13 protein-coding genes are annotated in these 17,399 nt (G+C 35.1%); 2 read left to right on the top strand and 11 right to left on the bottom strand.

The annotated features are described in order from the left end of the window. Positions 1–395 precede the first annotated feature (395 nt). On the bottom strand, positions 396–806 hold the full coding sequence (locus GQ46_RS11880) for a response regulator (RefSeq protein WP_044402170.1): 411 nt from the start codon (positions 804–806) through the stop codon (positions 396–398). A 5-nt stretch (positions 807–811) separates the two neighbouring features. After that, positions 812–2,353 carry a sensor histidine kinase gene (locus tag GQ46_RS11875; protein ID WP_197077354.1) on the bottom strand — a complete coding sequence of 514 codons (1,542 nt, stop codon included), beginning with the start codon at positions 2,351–2,353 and terminating at the stop codon, positions 812–814. A gap of 895 nt (positions 2,354–3,248) precedes the next feature. On the opposite strand from GQ46_RS11875, the gene GQ46_RS11870 reads away from it, so the two are divergent. Both GQ46_RS11870 and GQ46_RS11865 read left to right on the top strand, forming a co-directional pair. Then, complete coding sequence (locus GQ46_RS11870) at positions 3,249–4,322, top strand: serine hydrolase (RefSeq protein ID WP_044402163.1); 1,074 nt, start codon at positions 3,249–3,251, stop codon at positions 4,320–4,322. A 157-nt stretch (positions 4,323–4,479) separates the two neighbouring features. Further along, complete coding sequence (locus GQ46_RS11865) at positions 4,480–4,722, top strand: hypothetical protein (protein WP_044402161.1); 243 nt, start codon at positions 4,480–4,482, stop codon at positions 4,720–4,722. A gap of 37 nt (positions 4,723–4,759) precedes the next feature. Here the strand turns inward: GQ46_RS11865 and GQ46_RS11860 are convergent, their stop codons facing one another. From GQ46_RS11860 to GQ46_RS11825, 9 genes are all read right to left on the bottom strand, one after another. Further along, positions 4,760–6,178 (bottom strand): alpha-amylase family glycosyl hydrolase, encoded by a 1,419-nt coding sequence (locus GQ46_RS11860; RefSeq protein ID WP_044402159.1) that lies wholly within the window; start codon positions 6,176–6,178, stop codon positions 4,760–4,762. Positions 6,179–6,229: 51 nt separating this feature from the next. Continuing rightward, the gene (locus GQ46_RS11855; RefSeq protein ID WP_044402156.1) at positions 6,230–7,909 is read right to left on the bottom strand and encodes an alpha-amylase family glycosyl hydrolase; all 1,680 of its coding nucleotides are present in this window, start codon (positions 7,907–7,909) and stop codon (positions 6,230–6,232) included. Between the two features lie 49 nt (positions 7,910–7,958). After that, on the bottom strand, positions 7,959–10,364 hold the full coding sequence (locus tag GQ46_RS11850; RefSeq protein ID WP_044402153.1) for a TIM-barrel domain-containing protein: 2,406 nt from the start codon (positions 10,362–10,364) through the stop codon (positions 7,959–7,961). 17 nt (positions 10,365–10,381) lie between these two features. Beyond that, the gene (locus tag GQ46_RS11845; protein WP_044402150.1) at positions 10,382–11,365 is read right to left on the bottom strand and encodes an alpha/beta hydrolase; all 984 of its coding nucleotides are present in this window, start codon (positions 11,363–11,365) and stop codon (positions 10,382–10,384) included. A 16-nt stretch (positions 11,366–11,381) separates the two neighbouring features. Then, a complete protein-coding gene (locus GQ46_RS18140) occupies positions 11,382–11,552 on the bottom strand; it encodes a cyclomaltodextrinase C-terminal domain-containing protein (protein WP_369793457.1) in 171 nt (56 codons plus the stop codon). 146 nt (positions 11,553–11,698) lie between these two features. Then, positions 11,699–14,005, bottom strand: a complete 2,307-nt coding sequence (locus GQ46_RS11840) for a glycoside hydrolase family 65 protein (protein ID WP_044402145.1) — start codon at positions 14,003–14,005, stop codon at positions 11,699–11,701. Between the two features lie 69 nt (positions 14,006–14,074). After that, a complete protein-coding gene (gene pgmB / locus GQ46_RS11835) occupies positions 14,075–14,734 on the bottom strand; it encodes a beta-phosphoglucomutase (protein WP_044402142.1) in 660 nt (219 codons plus the stop codon). Positions 14,735–14,736: 2 nt separating this feature from the next. Further along, the gene (locus tag GQ46_RS11830) at positions 14,737–16,110 is read right to left on the bottom strand and encodes an MFS transporter (RefSeq protein ID WP_044402139.1); all 1,374 of its coding nucleotides are present in this window, start codon (positions 16,108–16,110) and stop codon (positions 14,737–14,739) included. Between the two features lie 132 nt (positions 16,111–16,242). Further along, positions 16,243–17,283: a LacI family DNA-binding transcriptional regulator gene (locus tag GQ46_RS11825; RefSeq protein WP_044402136.1), complete on the bottom strand. Its 1,041-nt coding sequence runs from the start codon at positions 17,281–17,283 to the stop codon at positions 16,243–16,245. Positions 17,284–17,399 lie beyond the last annotated feature (116 nt).

Below are 17,399 nucleotides of genomic sequence, written 5' to 3'. Positions count from 1 at the left end.
CTTACGCAGCAAATATTTTAGTTTAAACTTATGCCACCATAGCCGCCAAAACCACGCCAAAACCAAAAAAAATTGCAACGGATAATTATAAACAAATAAATTTATAATGCCAATAGCGTTGTATTCCTCTATTGGCAACAGAACTCAACTTTAAAACCTTTTTCAAAATCAATCTCAAGAAAATTAAATTCATCTGCAAATCTGTCAGTTAATGATGAAAATCATGATAAATTTACATCCATTTCCTAAACCAAATAAACGCTAGTTAATTTATAAATGGTTCCTCAGGGCTAAAAACATAACTATGCAAACACATTTCGCTATTTAAAACCAGAAGCCTGCTCTGTTTTTGTATGGCCGTGGAAATTTTAATAAATACCTATCATCTCTTTTTATTACCAATTATCAGCATAGATTTTGGTGAATATTTCAACTAATTTATCTTCTTCTATAGGCTTAACAACATATCCGGTTAACTCTTTAAATTGTGCCGCTCGTTGCACGTCCTCTTCTCTTGAAGAGGAACTAACCATATAGATGTTTATTTTTTTATGAATTTTGGATTTTAATTTTTTAAATTCCGCCAAAAACCCCCAACCATCTAAAAAAGGCATGTTGATATCTAGAAAAATGACTTCTGGTAGTTTTATATCTTCTTCTGTACACCGCTCTAAAAATTTAACAGCTTGCTCCCCATCAGTAAAGGAACTCACTTCCAATTCACTGGAAAGCGCACTAATTATTTTATTCATGATAAAAAGATATACTTTATCGTCATCTACTAGCAGTATATTAGACTTTTTCATAATAATTAAAATTGTATTTTAAAGGTGGTCCCTTTATTTTCTTCGCTTTCAACAGTGATGGTTGCGTTCAAGGTCTCTAATTGCGATTTTACCAAAAATAATCCAACCCCATTTCCTGAAATGTCTCTATGAAATCTTTTATAAAGTTTAAAAATATTCTCTCCGTGCTTTTCAAGATTGATCCCTATTCCATTGTCCTTGACTAACAATACTTTGTTCTGACCCTCAAATGCGGTCTCAAAATGAATAAAAGAAGTGACATCGCTACGTCTGTATTTTATGGCATTAGAAAGTAGATTTTGTAAGATACTTTGCATATAAAATTTAGAAAACACAACCTCCTGCCAAGCTTTAAAATCAACGGACACTTTAAAATCCACAGCATCTAATAGCGTTTCAAAGCATTCCTTTTTTACTTGATTGATGAGCTTGCTAAGCTCTACCTCCTCTACTTTTAAGTTTTTTTCGTTTAACACAGACACATAATTGCCCATATCTTTTGTCAGGTCACTTATACTTTCTGCTACTTGACTTAGCTTAGGTAGGAGTTCATTTATTTTTTCTTGTTCCTGCTCTTTTTCAATCATAGAAACAATTACAGACATACTTGATACTGGAGCCTTAAGATTATGTGAAACCAGATAATTAAATTCATTTAACTGTTTATTTCTGATTTCTAATCGCCGATTAATTTTTGAAATTTGCTTATTATTATTTTGTAACTGAATACTTTTTTGAGAGAGTATTGCATTATTCGCTTCCATTTCTTTAAAGTACCTTTCCTTTTCTATTCTATTCTTTATAAAAAAATATGCCACCGTCATGAGTAAGGCTATAGCTAACACATTAAAAACGCCAACACTAAAATAAAGCAGCATTAAACTGGAATGTAAAAATTTTGGAGGTAACTCTTGAACCACAGCCCAATTAGCAGGTGTTACTATTTCTATTGGAGATCTAGAACCAAAATCAGATGTCAGATCGGGCCCATTTAAATTTAAGGTTTTTATAGACCAGATATGGTTGTTCTTAAAAAAGGTTGTGTCTTTCTTAAATACGGCTTCGGAAAGCCCATACTTCTTATTCAAAGGAACCACTGAGTCCGATATTTCAAATGGAATATGTTCTCTATCCGTATTGGATGTAATAATATTTAGGTTGTCATCTACTAAATAAAAATTATTATCAACGATGTTAGATTTTAATCGATTAAGGATGCGCTCCATCTTAAAATTTATAACGACTACTCCAATCTTCTTTTTATCAATATCAAAAACAGGAGCAACGACTCGCAACACAGGCTTATAAGGCCTTTCGATATAACCATACTCTCTATTTAAATTAATTTGAGACAAGTAAAGCTTACCAGAGCTCAACTCGACACCCTCTTTAAAATAGCGCCGATTGTGTTTATCCTGCAAGTCTTCTAACACTATTGAATCAATCCCTTTCCGTTCTGCTCGAAAAATCTCCTTTCCACTCAAGTCTATAAATCGAAACTGATCATAATCTGTAACACCTTTAATAATTTCGATATAAGGCTTCATGAAAACGGCATGGGTATTCAACGGATCAAATCCCCTTGGGTATTGCAATTTTGACCAGTAATTGGCATTTTGAATAGGTGTGCGGAAAAGATCTATAAAAAACTCTTTCTTAATTCTGGTTTCACGCTTTTGTAACTGCGAGAAATATTTTATTTGTTCTCTTTTTTGAGAAACAAAAAAAACTAGAGATAATATAAAAAGTGGGAGATAAAGTATTACAAAACATTTAAAAATCCTTTTCCACATAAAAAATCACCCATTAGTTGTTACAAAGTATAAGAATAATCACTCTTAAATTTTTACAGCCCCACTCTTAAGCTAATTTATAAAAAAAAAAGTTAGAGTACTCTCATTTGAGAACAAAACATTACTATAATAATAGCTTAAAACGACACGACTTTCCATCAACAAACAAAATAACATTTTTTAATAGTACAGAAGAATTTGACTCAAAATTCTTGGTCTTTAAAGTAGCTCCAGTTCCTATTTGGTATAATACCCTATTGTACCTCAACACCTAATTCTTCCTCTCAGATTAGATTTAAACTAGAACATGCAGATCCCCAAGAGCGAAAATTCAGGAAAACCATACGGGATTGATTCATTTTATTTAATTTTAAAAAAACAGGCATACCTTCTTTGCTCTTTTTACTGAACGGTAAAATTAATCTTATAAAAATCCAATACCTCTGCACATATGCCAGTTAAAGCTAAATTTATGAGAGTGTTACACAGACCTGAATAAAAAATAGAGGGTATTAAACTCACTATTGGTATCTGTATTAAAAAAATGAACCGACATTATTTAACGGAAGAGTACCGGAAAAACATTTATATTTTATGCTTAATTTGTAACACAGATCAAAAATAATAGTCTCTATTACTAAAGAACAACATGAATAAACCACTGAAGTTTTTACTACCTATTCTAGTCACACTATTAGTGACCACTAAAGTTAGTGCTCAAAGTTCGTTTAAACTGGAATCTATAGATCCGATTGAAAAAAAATTTTCAAAAGCAAAACTCGATTCATTAGGCCTTTTTTTGGAACAAGCGGGCTCTTCTTCCCTCATGATTTTAGTCGATGGAAAAATAGTTTATCAATGGGGAAACACGCACGAAAAACTGTTGGTGCATTCTATAAGAAAAGCGCTCTTAAATTCCCTCTACGGCATTTATACAAACAACGGAACGATTGACACAACTTGGACATTAAAAGATCTAGGCATTAAAGATATTGCTCCTGAGTTAAGTTCTTTAGAAAAATCTGCTACAATCGCCGATTTATTAAAATCAAGATCAGGAATCTATCATAATGCTGCAGCGGTTTCAGAAGGCATGGTAAAAAACAGACCAGAAAGAGGCCTTCATAGGCCCAATGAATTTTATTACTATAACAATTGGGACTTTAACACCTTAGGTTATATTCTAGAAAAATGTTCTGGCGAAACCATTTACAATCTGTTTTACAAACACATAGCACAGCCTTTAGGAATGGCTTATGATAACAAATACATAACAGTAACAGACCCAGGCGAGAACTGGGAAATCCCAGATGTCGATGGTTTTTATCAATATGAAACCAGCAAATCTAGATTTCCTGCGTATCACTTTCGATTATCGACAAGAGATTTAGCCTTATATGGTGAACTGTATCTAAACAAAGGCAAATGGGGAGACGAACAAATTGTTCCTGAACAATGGATAGAACAATCTACAAAGCCATATTCCCTTACTAACAAGTTCTACGGTATTGCCTATGGTATGCTTTGGAATGTGTTAATTCCAAATGAAAACAGACAAACAAAATCCTTTTATCATACAGGTACAGGTGTCCATATGTTAGGGATTTATCCAGGGTCCAAATTGGTTTTAATACATAGAGTAAATACCGAAAAGCACTATACGTTTAATAAAGATGACTTTTATAAAATGATTGCCATGGTTTGGGACTCCAAGGAGGATTAAAGCGTAAGGACGTTACCATTCTTACTAAATAATTTTTAGAATCTCCCCACACAACCCAAGGCAATAGGATTTGTAAATACTTTTTTTGTAGCTTAGTGCCTCCCTATTTCTTTAGAGCCTTTTTACTATAAACTAAAAAACACATGATGTAAAACATATGAATACTACAGATTGGACTGGTTTTATTGGCGTTTTCCTTATACTTCTTGCTTATATATTAAATGTCATTGGTACATTAACAAATAAAGATTTACCGTTTATTTTACTCAATTTCATTGGAGCTGGCTTGGCCTGTTTTGCTTCTATACTAATGAAATATCTTCCCTTTATCATATTAGAAGGCGTATGGGCTTTTGTATCCCTTATATCTTTATTAAGATATAAAAAAACCTCACACTAATTAAAATGTGAGGCTAAAAGCTAATTAATGGTTGGCATTAATTAGATACTAATATTTTATATTCCCAAGGTTTTAGAGCCAGGGCGACTCCTTTTAATTCTATAGGCTCTCCAGAAAAATAGTCTGTATATTTTCCAGTTGCAGGCGTGTTTGTTTTTAAAGGGGCATCAGTAACGTTTGCTAAAAAAACAACCTTATTATTTCCTTTTGTTCTACTAAACGCAATCACGTCTTTGCTGTCACTCAGGTTTTTATAAGCCGCTGCATTTTTTCCACCGTTTAGCGCTTCATTTTCGACCTTTAGCTGACCTAACTTTTCTAATATTTTCCACATGTTTCCTTTCGTATGTGGAAACGAATCTTTTTCAAAAAACAACAATCTGTGGTCTAAATCGTATTCCTGACCAGAATAAATTAAAGGCATTCCAGGTGTCATATAACTTAAAGCTGTCATGACTTCACTTGCTTTACCCATACGTTCTTTGATGGTGCCATTCCATGAGTTTTCATCGTGATTAGTCACAAAGTTCATCAAGATATCATTCGCTTCATAACGTGCACTATCTTGCGCTATAACTGCATGCCAAGCTGTGGCCTCTTGTTCTCCTTTAGCTATCGCATTCATTATGTGATGGCGATCCCAAGCATAGCCCATATCAAACAAACCGTCTTTTAATAATTCTGGCTCCCAAGCTTCGGCCAGCATAAAAATATCTTTTTGTGCTCTTAATTTCGGGATGGCTTGTTCCCAAAAATCAGTAGGTACTGAGCTGGCAACATCACATCTAAAGCCATCAACATTTTCTTTAGTTATCCAATAACTCATCGCATCAATCATGGCATTCCGCATGTTTTGATTCTCGTAATTTAAATCGGCAACATCGCTCCAATCCGTGTCTTTTGGATGAATAACCTCGCCCTTCTCATTTTGCGTATAATATTCTGGATGCTCTTTCAACCAAATATGATCCCAACCGGTATGGTTTGGCACCCAATCTAAAATTACATAAATGTTATTCTCATGCGCTGTTTTTACCAAAGTTCTAAAGTCTTCAATGGTTCCGAATTCTGGGTTTATTTTTGTGAAATCTGATACGGCATAGTAACTACCTAGGTATTTAGATTGTTCGGCTTCTGGAAATTCGGATGCAAATTTACTATCGGCGCCTCCAGTTGCTTTACGTTTCGTTTCTGAAATAGGAAATACAGGCATTAACCAAATGGTATTAACACCTAATGTTTTTAACTGCGGAATGTCTTTTGTAAATGCCTTAAAAGTACCTTCAGGTGAATATTGACGAATATTAGCTTCGTAAATAATCCCAGTCTCCATCATTTCGGGAGATACTGGCGCTAAGGTTTTAACAGTAGCGGTTTCCATTATTTGTGTTTGTGTTTCTTCCCTACATCCTAAAAATGACACCACCGCAAGTAATACTATGATTTGTTTGTTCATGTAAATTTGTTTTTATTCTATGATCCCGAAGCTGCGCTAGGAAATCTATTGTTATTTCTTTTCTAATAATACGAGGTTGAATGCTGAAGAGAAGGTTGCTTTACCGTCTACCACTTCAATCACTTGCTTTGAATAAGCATCATGCAATAGGTCTCCATTTTTAAAAACGGCAGACAGGTTTATTTCTTTTTCTCCTAGGTTTAAATCTAATCCAACCACTACTACATCCTTATAATTGTCTTTTGAAAACTGTCTTGAAAACACATAAGGCTGTTCACTAATCATTTGATGTATTCCTGCGCCAACTGCCGGGTGATTTGCTCTAAATTGCCCTAGTTTTTGCCAATGCTTTAATACCTTTTGGGTTTCAGGATTGGTTTTAATCTCCTCCCAATTCATGAATGAACGTAAGGTAGCATCTCCAACGGTTCCATCAATAACTAAAGAACGTGCAGACTCATCGCCATAATATATTTGTGAAGCCCCTGGTGTTAACAGCAACATGGTTGCCGTTTCGTATGGTTTTTCGCGATTAGGATCGAAAGGTTGCCCGTCGTCATGTGAACTCATATAGTTTAAGGTTCCGAAGCCTTTTAAATCACTACTTAGCATGTTTGAATACCGACTAAAAACAGTCTCTTTACTTTGCTGCTTGACATTCCATTTCAATTCAAAATTAATGAGTTGATGGAAAGCCTCGTCAAAATAATTTACCTTTTTATCACCCATATCAAACGCTGTTCCAGAGGAAATGCCATAGTTATAAACTTCACCAACTAAATAAAACCCTGTCGTGTCTAAAATAGCCTCTGGATTATTCTCCTTCCATTCCGCGAAAGCGAAATCACATTGATCCTTAAATTCTTGCCACACATATTCTTCGGTATGCTTTACGGTATCTGCTCTATAACCATCAATACCAAAATCTAAAATATAATCCGTGAGCCATTTCATAATATAAAATCGTGGTGCTCGTGGATGTCCTGTTCGTTTAAAAAAAGCATTCAACTCTGCAACTTCTTGATCGTATCTTCCTTCGGCTTTCCATTTTGCAACCAATTGGGGTGGTAATGCTACATTCTCGTTACTTTCGGTTTTTATGTCTGGTAAATTTTTAACTAAAGTACAAGTAATCGTATTTTCGTAATTCGTGTATGTACATTCTGGGCCAGTTCTCACCCATTCATCAGGCCACACCGGATCTTTTTCCGTTACTGGTCCTGTATGATTAATAACTGCATCTAAAACCACGCGAATACCTTTAGCATGCGCAGAGGCTATAAGCAGTTTTAAATCTTCACGAGTTCCAAAATTAGCATCTAAGGCCGTCCAATCTTTAGTCCAATAGCCATGATAGCCATACGTTTTTCCTGTACCTTCATCTGTGCCCCCATGAATTTGTTCGAAAATGGGCGACATCCATATGGCGTTAACACCTAAATTTGTAAAATACCCTTCGTTAATTTTTTGTGTTATCCCTTTTAAATCTCCGCCTTCAAAACCGCGTAACTTCCCCGTTTTATCTGTACGGTTATAATTAATATCATTACTGGAATCCCCATTATTAAAACGGTCAGTCAATAAAAAATATAAGTTTGCGCCTTCCCATACAAAAGGTGTTTTTTCGACTATAGGTTTTACTGGTTGCGCGTCTGCATTTTTGGAATTGTCTTTTGATTTACATCCCAAAATGGCCATTATAGTTATTAAAGTAAGTAGCGTTTTTTTCATGTGTTTAATGATAGAAGTAGATTCCTAGGTAGCAGGAACGACACGTGTTTTAAAATCTGATTTTAGTTTCTAGTTCTTTTGTCGTATGCCATGTTATCGGAAAAGTGAGGGTCTTAGATGATGCCTCATAATTAAACGCAAGCTTTTTTCTATGACTTTTAATGCGTTTTGGTTGTTTTGGAAAATTATGAACAATAACGTTTATCGCCTTCGTTGATTCCGAATAATGTTCACCTAGTTCTGCTTCAAATTCTAGCTCTAAAACTCTTTTTTTAGTTTCGGCTTCAAAGGTCATACGCTCATAATTCCCTTTTTGAAATGCATTTCTGGTTTTACCATCATCATTATATAATTCCCTTTCACTTTCTTTGACTGAGGCGTCAAAATAATAATGTAAATCGAAGGTATTGCCGTCATACTCATTTGTACTTTGCATTGGTTTTGCTGTTGGTATAAATGCACCTCCGCGAACAAAAGTAGGAATTGTGTTTTCTTTAGTTTTAATTGTTTTTGTTTGTCCTCCAGACACTTTTTCATCTGTATAAAAATTGAACCAATTACTGGTACTTGGAAAATACATGTCTACAGACGCAAGCCCTTTTTGCGTTATTGGCGTTACCAAAAAATCCTGCCCCCATAAATAGGTTGAAGCGTTTGTTAATACTTGCCGATTATCGGCTTCTTCAAAAAACAATGGACGCATTAATGGTTCGCCGGTTTGTGAATTATAAAAGGCTAATGTGTAATTATAGGGCAATAATTTATAACGTAACATGATGGCTTCTTTAGCTAATGCTTTTGCCTTTGGGGCTCTAAACACGGGCTCGGCTGCCACTTCCTCTTGCCCGTGTGGCCTATAAATAGGCTGAAAAACGCCATATTGTAACCAACGAGTGTAGAGGGCGTCATCAAGATTCGCACCAGCAAAACCTCCTAAATCGCTATGCATATAAGCCAAACCCTGCATTCCCATTTGTAATGCGATTTCAGTTTGACTTTGTAAGCCACCCCATGTTCTATTGACATCACCAGACCATGGTATCATACCAAAACGTTGTGAACCAGCAGCACCAGAACGCATTAAGATAAAAGGTCTTTGGTTTGGATATGCTTTGGCATAAAATTCTTGCACTAAACCCGCCCAATCGTGACCGTAGGTATTATGAACCTCATCGGCAGTGCCTGTAGCGTGTAATAGGTTGGACGGATGCACTTCGGGTTCTCCTAAATCTCCCCACACACCAGAAACACCTAAAGCAGCCATTTCTTTATATATGTTTTGAAACCACGCTTTGCCTTTTGGGTTATAGATATCTATTAAACCTGTGTTTCCGAAGTAAAAATCATATCGGTAGGGGTTTCCAATAGCGTCTTTTGCTAAAACAGCTTGATCTACAGCTTCCTGCCAACGCTTTGACGTGGTTAAAATAAAAGGCTCTGTTATCGTGATGGTCTTGACGCCTTGCTGTTTTAGCCTAGAGGTCATTGCTTTAAAATCTGGAAAGGAATCTTTGTGAACCTGTAGATTTCCCATCGTGCCTTTAATCTCTTTTCCAAACCAATATAAATCCAAAATAACAGCATCTACGGGAATTTGGTCTTCTTTAAACTTCGCAATAGTTGCTTCGGTTTCAGCTTGTGAATGGTACCCAAATCGACTTGCAAAATTACCTAAGGCCCAACGTGGCGGCAAGGGTTGTCGCCCTGTTAAACTGGTATAATTCTCTAGTAGGTCTAACCATGAATCACCCACAATAACCTGATACGTTTTTCTGCCAGAAATCGTTTCATAGCTTAGGGTGTTATCGTTATGACTATCTAAATCTAAAAAACCAATGGGTGCGTTATCAAAATGCATCATGTATTTATTAGACGATAGTACAATTGGCAATGTAAAGTTCATTAACTCACTTCGGTTTTCGTAACCGTAATGGGCTTTATTGTATAATTGTAATCTATGCCCACGACGATTCATCCCTAAAGCTCGGGCACCACCACCATATAAAATTTCATCACTTTTTAAATTGAAACTTATGGTTTCCAGGCTGTCGTTTTTTATGTAGCCTCCTTTTTCTGAAATAATTGGTTTCCCTTTATAACTATAAGAAATTTTAAAAGGTTCTTTTTGAATGGTTAATTTAATTCCATCGGTAATGATATAAACATTTTGACCATCTTCTCTGGATATCGTATTACTATTATCTCCTTTTAGCACTACTGCATGAGATTTATTATTGTATGTTTCTCCTTTAGGAATAAAAGTTGTTTCTAAAATTTTAGCGGAATACCTAACTATTCTATAGGTTCCATCACTCACCGTTATTTGAAAAAATCCTGGTTTTTCCTCAAAATTTTTATAGGTTCTTTTTTCATTTTGTGCGAATGAAAAAAATGAAGCCATCAAAATATAGACCAGAACTATTTCAGGTTTTTTAATTTTTAAAAAAGGCTTCATTTTTCTCAAAACAACAATTACTTACCGAGTAAAAAAGTTAATGGTATATCAAATCGCTTTTGCCACGCGTTTTCGCTATGATCGGCCCCTTCAAATTTTACATTTCTAAAATTTGAATAGTCATAACCTGCATCAGTAAATATTTTTGTTACTGTGTCTTCATATTGCGGATAATATTGATCCATGGTTTTGGTACCAAAGTCAAAATAAAATTTATGGTCTTTAGGGCTCGGCAAACTTTTAGATAAATAAGCAAAAATAGCTTTTGGAACAGGGTTATCTTTTTCAGGTGTGGTTCCAGTCCAATGTGTTGACAAACAAGCCGCGCCTGCAAATACTTTAGGGTACTCACAAACGGCATAGGCAGCCATTAGTCCACCCATACCTGATCCAGAAACAAAGGTGTTAGCTTGATCTTTTTTTGTTGAATACGTGGCGTCTATAAAAGGTTTCACTTCGCCTACCATAAATTTTAAGTAGTCGTCCCCTTTTAATTTGGCGTCAACATTTGCATTTATTGCTACTTGAAAAATTGAATCATTCACTCCCGCTTTGAGATACCCTAAAGCTTTTTCTGGAAACAAATCCCTCCAACGTGTTTTCGCAATACTATGTACCCCCACCACTATAAAATCTTTCACATTATTATCATCCATTAACTTTGTAGCAACCTCATCAACCATCCACTCTTGTTGGTTCTCTGTGGTATTAGAATCAAATAAATTTTGACCGTCGTGCATGTATAAAACGCTATATTTTTTATCTTCAGAATAATTTCTAGGCAACCAAACATCAACGGGTCTTGGTGTGGTATATACAGAAGGAAAATTATCAATTCTCTCTATTTCTCCTCCTGCGATAACAGCAGTTTTAAGTGTCTCCGCCTTAATGTTTGAAAGATTATTTTCTGCTCTATTTTGTTTAGAGACGGTCTCTTGATCGAATGGTTTACACGATGCCAATAGGATAGCGATAACGAGTATTAAGTAGTTTTTTTTCATTATTTTTCTATTTTAGTTAAAGGGTTAAAATGAAGCTGCCTTTCTGAGTTAATTTTAAAGTATCATTCCAAAATATTGGTTCGTCAGTTATGACTTTTTTAAAAGTTTTTACTTGTGATTTTAACTCTTTAGAACGATTTAAATCTAATGTTTCTTTTTCATTTTTACCCAAAATAATTACTACTATTTCATTTTTAATAGTCTAAACGTGAGCCTCTATTACTTTTTTTTCAGTATCAAACCCACTAATATTCTCTTTACTTGACTTACTTAAAAGCATAATATAATTTTAAAGAAACCGATAAACGAGACCTCTTTAGTGTTTTAAATCAACTATACCGTTGTTAGATTATTAGGAACTAATTTTAGCGCTTTTCCATTAACTACAATGCCTAATTCCTGAGTTCCATCAAGCTCAAAAGTGGTTTTCTTTTGATTAACCTTTACTCTAATCACTTGATTTCTAAAATTCACTTTAAACGAATAGCCTTCCCATTGCTTAGGGATTTTTGGCTCAAAGGACAGGGTGTTTTCTTTAATACGCATTCCTCCAAAACCTTCTACAATACTCATCCAGGTTCCTGCCATAGACGTAATATGTAAGCCTTCTTCTACTTCATGGTTGTAATCGTCTAAATCTAAGCGAGACGTACGCAAATAGAAGGTATACGCCTGTTCCATTCGCCCAAGTTTAGCAGCTTGTATACTATGAACACATGGCGACAACGAACTTTCGTGTACTGTAAATGGCTCATAAAAATCAAAGTGTCGTTTTAATACTTCCATTGAAAAATCGTCTTCAAAAAAGTAGAACCCTTGTAAGGTGTCTGCCTGTTTTATGTATGGTGAACGCAAGATCCTGTCCCAAGACCATTTCTGATTTATTGGCCTTTCTTCATTAGGTAAATCGGCAACGGTTACAAGTTCTTTGTCTAAAAACCCATCTTGCTGAAGATAAATCTGATGTTTTTCAGAATAAGGAAAATACATCCCATCTGCTACCTTTTTCCATTGTAGTAGTTCCTGATCTGAAATTTTAGTTTTTCCTTCTATTCTTTTGAAATCTTCTGGATACCCTTCTTTTACTTTTTCAATACTTTCTAAAGCGTAATTAATACACCATTTTGCTATGTAATTGGTATACCAATTGTTATTGACGTTGTTTTCATATTCATTAGGGCCTGTAACGCCTAAAATAACATAATGCTCTTTTAGTGTTGAAAAGGTAGCACGTTGCTGCCAAAAACGAGCGATACCAATAAGTACTTCTAAGCCCATTTCTGGGATATAAGAAAAATCACCGGTGTAACGATAGTAATTAAAAATAGCAAACGCGATGGCTCCATTTCTATGAATCTCTTCAAAAGTAATTTCCCATTCGTTATGGCTTTCTTCACCATTCATAGTTACCATGGGATACAGTGCCGCTCCATTTGAAAACCCTAACTTCTGAGCATTTTCAATCGCTTTTTCTAAATGATGGTAACGGTATTCTAAAAGATTTCTGGCGACATCTTGGTCTTTGGTTGCCATGTAAAATGGGATACAATAGGCTTCGGTATCCCAATAGGTACTTCCGCCATACTTTTCACCCGTAAAACCTTTTGGTCCAATATTTAAGGTCGCATCTTTACCCGAATAGGTCTGATTTAAATGAAAGATATTAAAACGAATGCCTTGTTGTGCTTTAACATCCCCTTGAATAGTAATATCTGCCATATTCCAGATTTTAGCCCACGCTTGTTTTTGCTTGTCTAAAAGTCCGTGAAAGCCTAATTCTTTTACTTTTTCAAGTGCGTTTTTTGACGCTGAAACCAATGCGTTCTTATCATGGTTTCTATCTACAGTATAGCCACCAAATTTATGAATAGTATAGGTATCTCCTTCTTTTACCGCATAGTCATAACTAAAAGAAGCATAAGTAGCGTCTGCATTTATATTGGGCTCTATTAACACCAAATTTCCATTTATAAATACTTGAGACTCCATAAAAGTACAGGTGTAAAAATCGGTCTTCATGGTTTTCGCCTGAATAAATGCCTGGTGATTTTCATGACTTACATGTATAGTATCCCAAAACTTATCATCCCAATTCGTATCTTCATTGGTAATCCCAGAGTCTAAATAGGGTAGAAATGAAATTTCAGCATTACTATTTAATGGGGTAATGGCATAATTTATAGCGCCTACTTCATCAATATCTAAACTTAAAAAACGTTTGGCCTCCACTTTAATAGCCATGTCATTTTGAAGTGTCGCTATAAAACTTCTGGATAACCACCCTTCTTTCATATTTAACTCACGACGAAAATGTTCTACTTTTTTGCAGGTGAATAAATCTAGCTTTTCCTTGTTTATAATCACATTAATCCCAATCCAATTGGGCGCATTTAGAACTTTGGCGAAGTATTCCGGATAGCCGTTTTTCCACCAGCCTACTCTGGTTTTATCTGGATAATATACGCCGGCAATATAACTGCCTTGAAAGCTAGGACCTGAATAATCTTCTTCAAAATTAGCACGCTGTCCCATGGCTCCGTTTCCAATACTAAACAAGCTCTCTGAAGATTTTACACGGTCGGTATTAAAGCCTTCTTCTATAATTGACCAGTGGTCGGTTTTTATATAATCTAAATTCATTGTTTTAAAGATAATTGAGCTAAGACCCTAAAGCGTTTCGCATCTAGAGGACCCAAGCTCTTGAATTTATTATTTTCTATTTATTAGGTTTGTTAAAAATTCCCGAGATATTTCTGTGAAATCATTGTATATAAAGTGGGCTTCGTGAAGCACACTTTTTTCACCTATCCCTATAGCTATCATTCCAGCAGTATTCGCTGCCTGTACTCCTGCTACTGAATCCTCAAATACGATACAGTCTTCTGGTTTTATTTTAAGTTGTTTTGCGGCCATTAAAAACACCTCTGGATCTGGTTTTGCTTTAGAAACGTCATTACCATCTACAATGGCCTCAAACTTTTCTAAAAGCTTTACTTTTTTAAGTATTTCTCTTGCATTTTTACTTGCAGAACCAAGGGCTATTGACTGTTTTTGATCTATTAAAAAATCTAATATTTTTGGCACATCTGGTAAAATTTCTGAGGCGTCCATTTTAGAAATATATCCCAGATACTCCTCATTCTTTTTTGCCATGAGTGCCCTAAATTGATCTTCTGAAATCGCTTTATTACTCCAGCTTAATATTTTCTCTAAAGATTTTACACGACTCACGCCTTTAAGTTGTTCGTTTTGTAGGTGCGTAAAATCGATACCAATACTATTGGCTAATTTTTTCCATGCCAAAAAATGATATTTCGCCGTATCTACGATAACACCATCTAAATCAAATATGAATCCTTTTTTAGTCATTTTTATAGTACTTCGGGTTGATAGGTAATGGCATTTTTATTTGTAATTAATAAATTACAAAGGCCAGCAATTATTAAACTTATTCCAGCTACGGTCATCGCATTAATGGTTTCATCTCCTAGTAATCCAGAGATAAAATTAATCCCTCCTAATGCAGCAATAATTTGAGGAATGACAATAAACATGTTAAATATTCCCATGATCACTCCCATTTTCTTTGGATCTACTGAACTTGACAGCATGGCATAAGGCATTGACAGAATACTTCCCCAAGCAAAACCGATAAGAATGAAACAATATTTTAAATACTCGGGTGATGTGTAATTCATTAGTATAAACCCAAAGCCTCCTAAAACTAATGAAAACATATGCACTAGTTTTCTATTAATTCTTCTTTTAGCGGTGTATAATACCAAAAGGAGTGCAAATGCCATAGATGACAAACCATAAACACCCATTGCCGATCCTACTAAATTTGAAGATTTTTGAAAAGCGGTATTCGCAACGCTAAACGCTTCCGCTTGCGCTGAGACCGTCATATCATAAGCTGACTCTATTGGCGCAGGGGTATTAAAAACATGTTCTGTTAAGGCAGGATTTGCTAAACTCCACATAGTAAAAAATGCAAACCATGAAAAGAACTGAATAACCCCTAACTTTTTCATCGTTAGTGGCATATTGCCAATATTGTTTAAAATATCTGGTATGAAGTTGTTTTTTTTAGCTTTTTCTTTTTCAAACGCCTCCATATCCTCTGGAGGGTATTCACTTGTTGTAAAAACCGTATAAAGTATACTTAATAAAAACACAAAAGCACCAATAGCAAAGGCTATTTTAACAGACATAGGAACAACGCCTAGCGCTGCAGAATCACTTACTCCAAGCTTAGAAACTAACCATGGTAAATTACTGGCTACCCAGGTGCCTATTCCAATAATTAAGGTTTGGATAACGAACCCATATGACCGTTGAGATTCAGGTAATTTATCTGCCACTAGAGCCCTAAAGGGCTCCATTGAAATATTAATTGAAGCATCTAAAATCCATAAAAAGCCTGCTGCCATCCAGAGTATTGGAGAGTAAGGCACAAAAAACAAAGCGATGGAACTCAAAATGGCTCCCAAAAGAAAGTAAGGTCTTCGTCTTCCCCATTTTGGACTCCATGTTCGGTCACTCAAATAACCAATAATAGGCTGAACCAACAAACCTGTTAAAGGTGCAGCAATCCACAACAGAGGAATAGCCTCTTTTTCTGCTCCTAGTGTTTGAAATATTCGGGACATAAAGCCTCCCTGTAGTGCAAAACCAAATTGAATTCCGAGAAAACCGAAACTCATATTCCAGATTTCCCAGAAACCTAGCGTGCGTTTTTTCATTATAGTATGTTTAAATTTATACTATTTGATAAGCGAAAAAACTTATCAAAACTATTTTCGTTGAGAAGTGAAAATATTTGTTTTGATCTGCCGTAAAGATATAAAAGATTTTAAAATACCTGCGAAAAATTTCTATTTTGTTGAATCACGTTCAATTAATTCGGTCTCTATAACCACAGTTTGATAGGTTTCCTCCTCTTCTTCTACCTCTAAATTATCTATGAGTAGTTGCGCCGCTTTCTCTCCCATTTCTTGGGCGTGCTGACTCACCGTTGTTAAACTTGGACTTGCATGTTTTGAGAGTACACCATCTGTAAACCCAACGACTTGTATGTCTTCAGGGATATTACGCTTTAATTTTTTGGCCACTTTCATGGCAGAGATGGCATACAATTCATTAACCGCAAAAATACCATCTATCTTAGGATTGTTTTTTAACATGTGTTCAATCTCCTGCTCTAATACTTCTAAATTCTCATCTGAAACCAAGTTGTCATCCACTTTAAGAATTAAATCTGCTTTTGGTTTTATATTATGCGCTTCTAATGCCTCTAAATAGCCTTGTGTTCTTAGCTTTCCTACACTTACATAATCTTTAGTGGTAATAATCGCTATAGTTGTACAACCATTTTCCACTAATTTATTCACCACCTTTTTAGAGCCCTTTAAATCATCTACAATCACTTTATCACAGTTAATTTCATTAACAACACGATCAAACATCACAATGGGCATCCCTTGATTAATGGTTTCTGTAAAATGATGGTAATCTTGAAGTTTAAGGGTTTCCTTAGAAACCGATAAGATAAAACCATCGATACTACCATTCGCCAACATTTCCATATTTATCACCTCCTTTGAAAAAGACTCATTAGATAAACCTACAATAACATTATACCCTCTTTTATTTGCGACCAGCTCTATGCCCCTAATCACCTTAGAGAAGAAATGGTGTACTATTTCTGGGATAATAATTCCTATTGTTTTTGTTTTCCTGTTTTTTAAACTCAGTGCAATATTATTAGGCCTGTAATTATATAGTTTAGCAAAGGCTTGAACCTTCTCTCTTGTGTCTTCACTAATTTCAACACTATTTCTAAGCGCTTTAGATACTGTAGATATTGAAACATCTAGTTCTCTGGCTATTTGTTTAAGGGTAACTTTTCGTTTCATTTTTAAGTAAATAAGTGTAGATATGCTCAAAAATACAAGCTTTTATTGCTCAATTCCTAAAATCACAGCTTAAAGTTGCAAAAAATCAAAAAAAGAATGCCAAAAATTGTTAAAAA

The organism is Lacinutrix sp. Hel_I_90, assembly GCF_000934685.1.
GTDB lineage: Bacteria > Bacteroidota > Bacteroidia > Flavobacteriales > Flavobacteriaceae > Lacinutrix.
This window is presented reverse-complemented; position numbering and strand designations above follow the sequence as displayed.

Bases quoted from the DNA above. Each gene is read 5' to 3' on its own strand.
- GQ46_RS11880 (WP_044402170.1), bottom strand. From the start codon at position 806: ATGAAAAAGTCTAATATACTGCTAGTAGATGACGATAAAGTATATCTT.
- GQ46_RS11875 (WP_197077354.1), bottom strand. From the start codon at position 2,353: ATGAAGCCTTATATCGAAATTATTAAAGGTGTTACAGATTATGATCAG.
- GQ46_RS11870 (WP_044402163.1), top strand. From the start codon at position 3,249: ATGAATAAACCACTGAAGTTTTTACTACCTATTCTAGTCACACTATTA.
- GQ46_RS11865 (WP_044402161.1), top strand. From the start codon at position 4,480: ATGAATACTACAGATTGGACTGGTTTTATTGGCGTTTTCCTTATACTT.
- GQ46_RS11860 (WP_044402159.1), bottom strand. From the start codon at position 6,178: ATGAACAAACAAATCATAGTATTACTTGCGGTGGTGTCATTTTTAGGA.
- GQ46_RS11855 (WP_044402156.1), bottom strand. From the start codon at position 7,909: ATGAAAAAAACGCTACTTACTTTAATAACTATAATGGCCATTTTGGGA.
- GQ46_RS11850 (WP_044402153.1), bottom strand. From the start codon at position 10,364: ATGAAGCCTTTTTTAAAAATTAAAAAACCTGAAATAGTTCTGGTCTAT.
- GQ46_RS11845 (WP_044402150.1), bottom strand. From the start codon at position 11,365: ATGAAAAAAAACTACTTAATACTCGTTATCGCTATCCTATTGGCATCG.
- GQ46_RS11840 (WP_044402145.1), bottom strand. From the start codon at position 14,005: ATGAATTTAGATTATATAAAAACCGACCACTGGTCAATTATAGAAGAA.
- pgmB (WP_044402142.1), bottom strand. From the start codon at position 14,734: ATGACTAAAAAAGGATTCATATTTGATTTAGATGGTGTTATCGTAGAT.
- GQ46_RS11830 (WP_044402139.1), bottom strand. From the start codon at position 16,110: ATGAAAAAACGCACGCTAGGTTTCTGGGAAATCTGGAATATGAGTTTC.
- GQ46_RS11825 (WP_044402136.1), bottom strand. From the start codon at position 17,283: ATGAAACGAAAAGTTACCCTTAAACAAATAGCCAGAGAACTAGATGTT.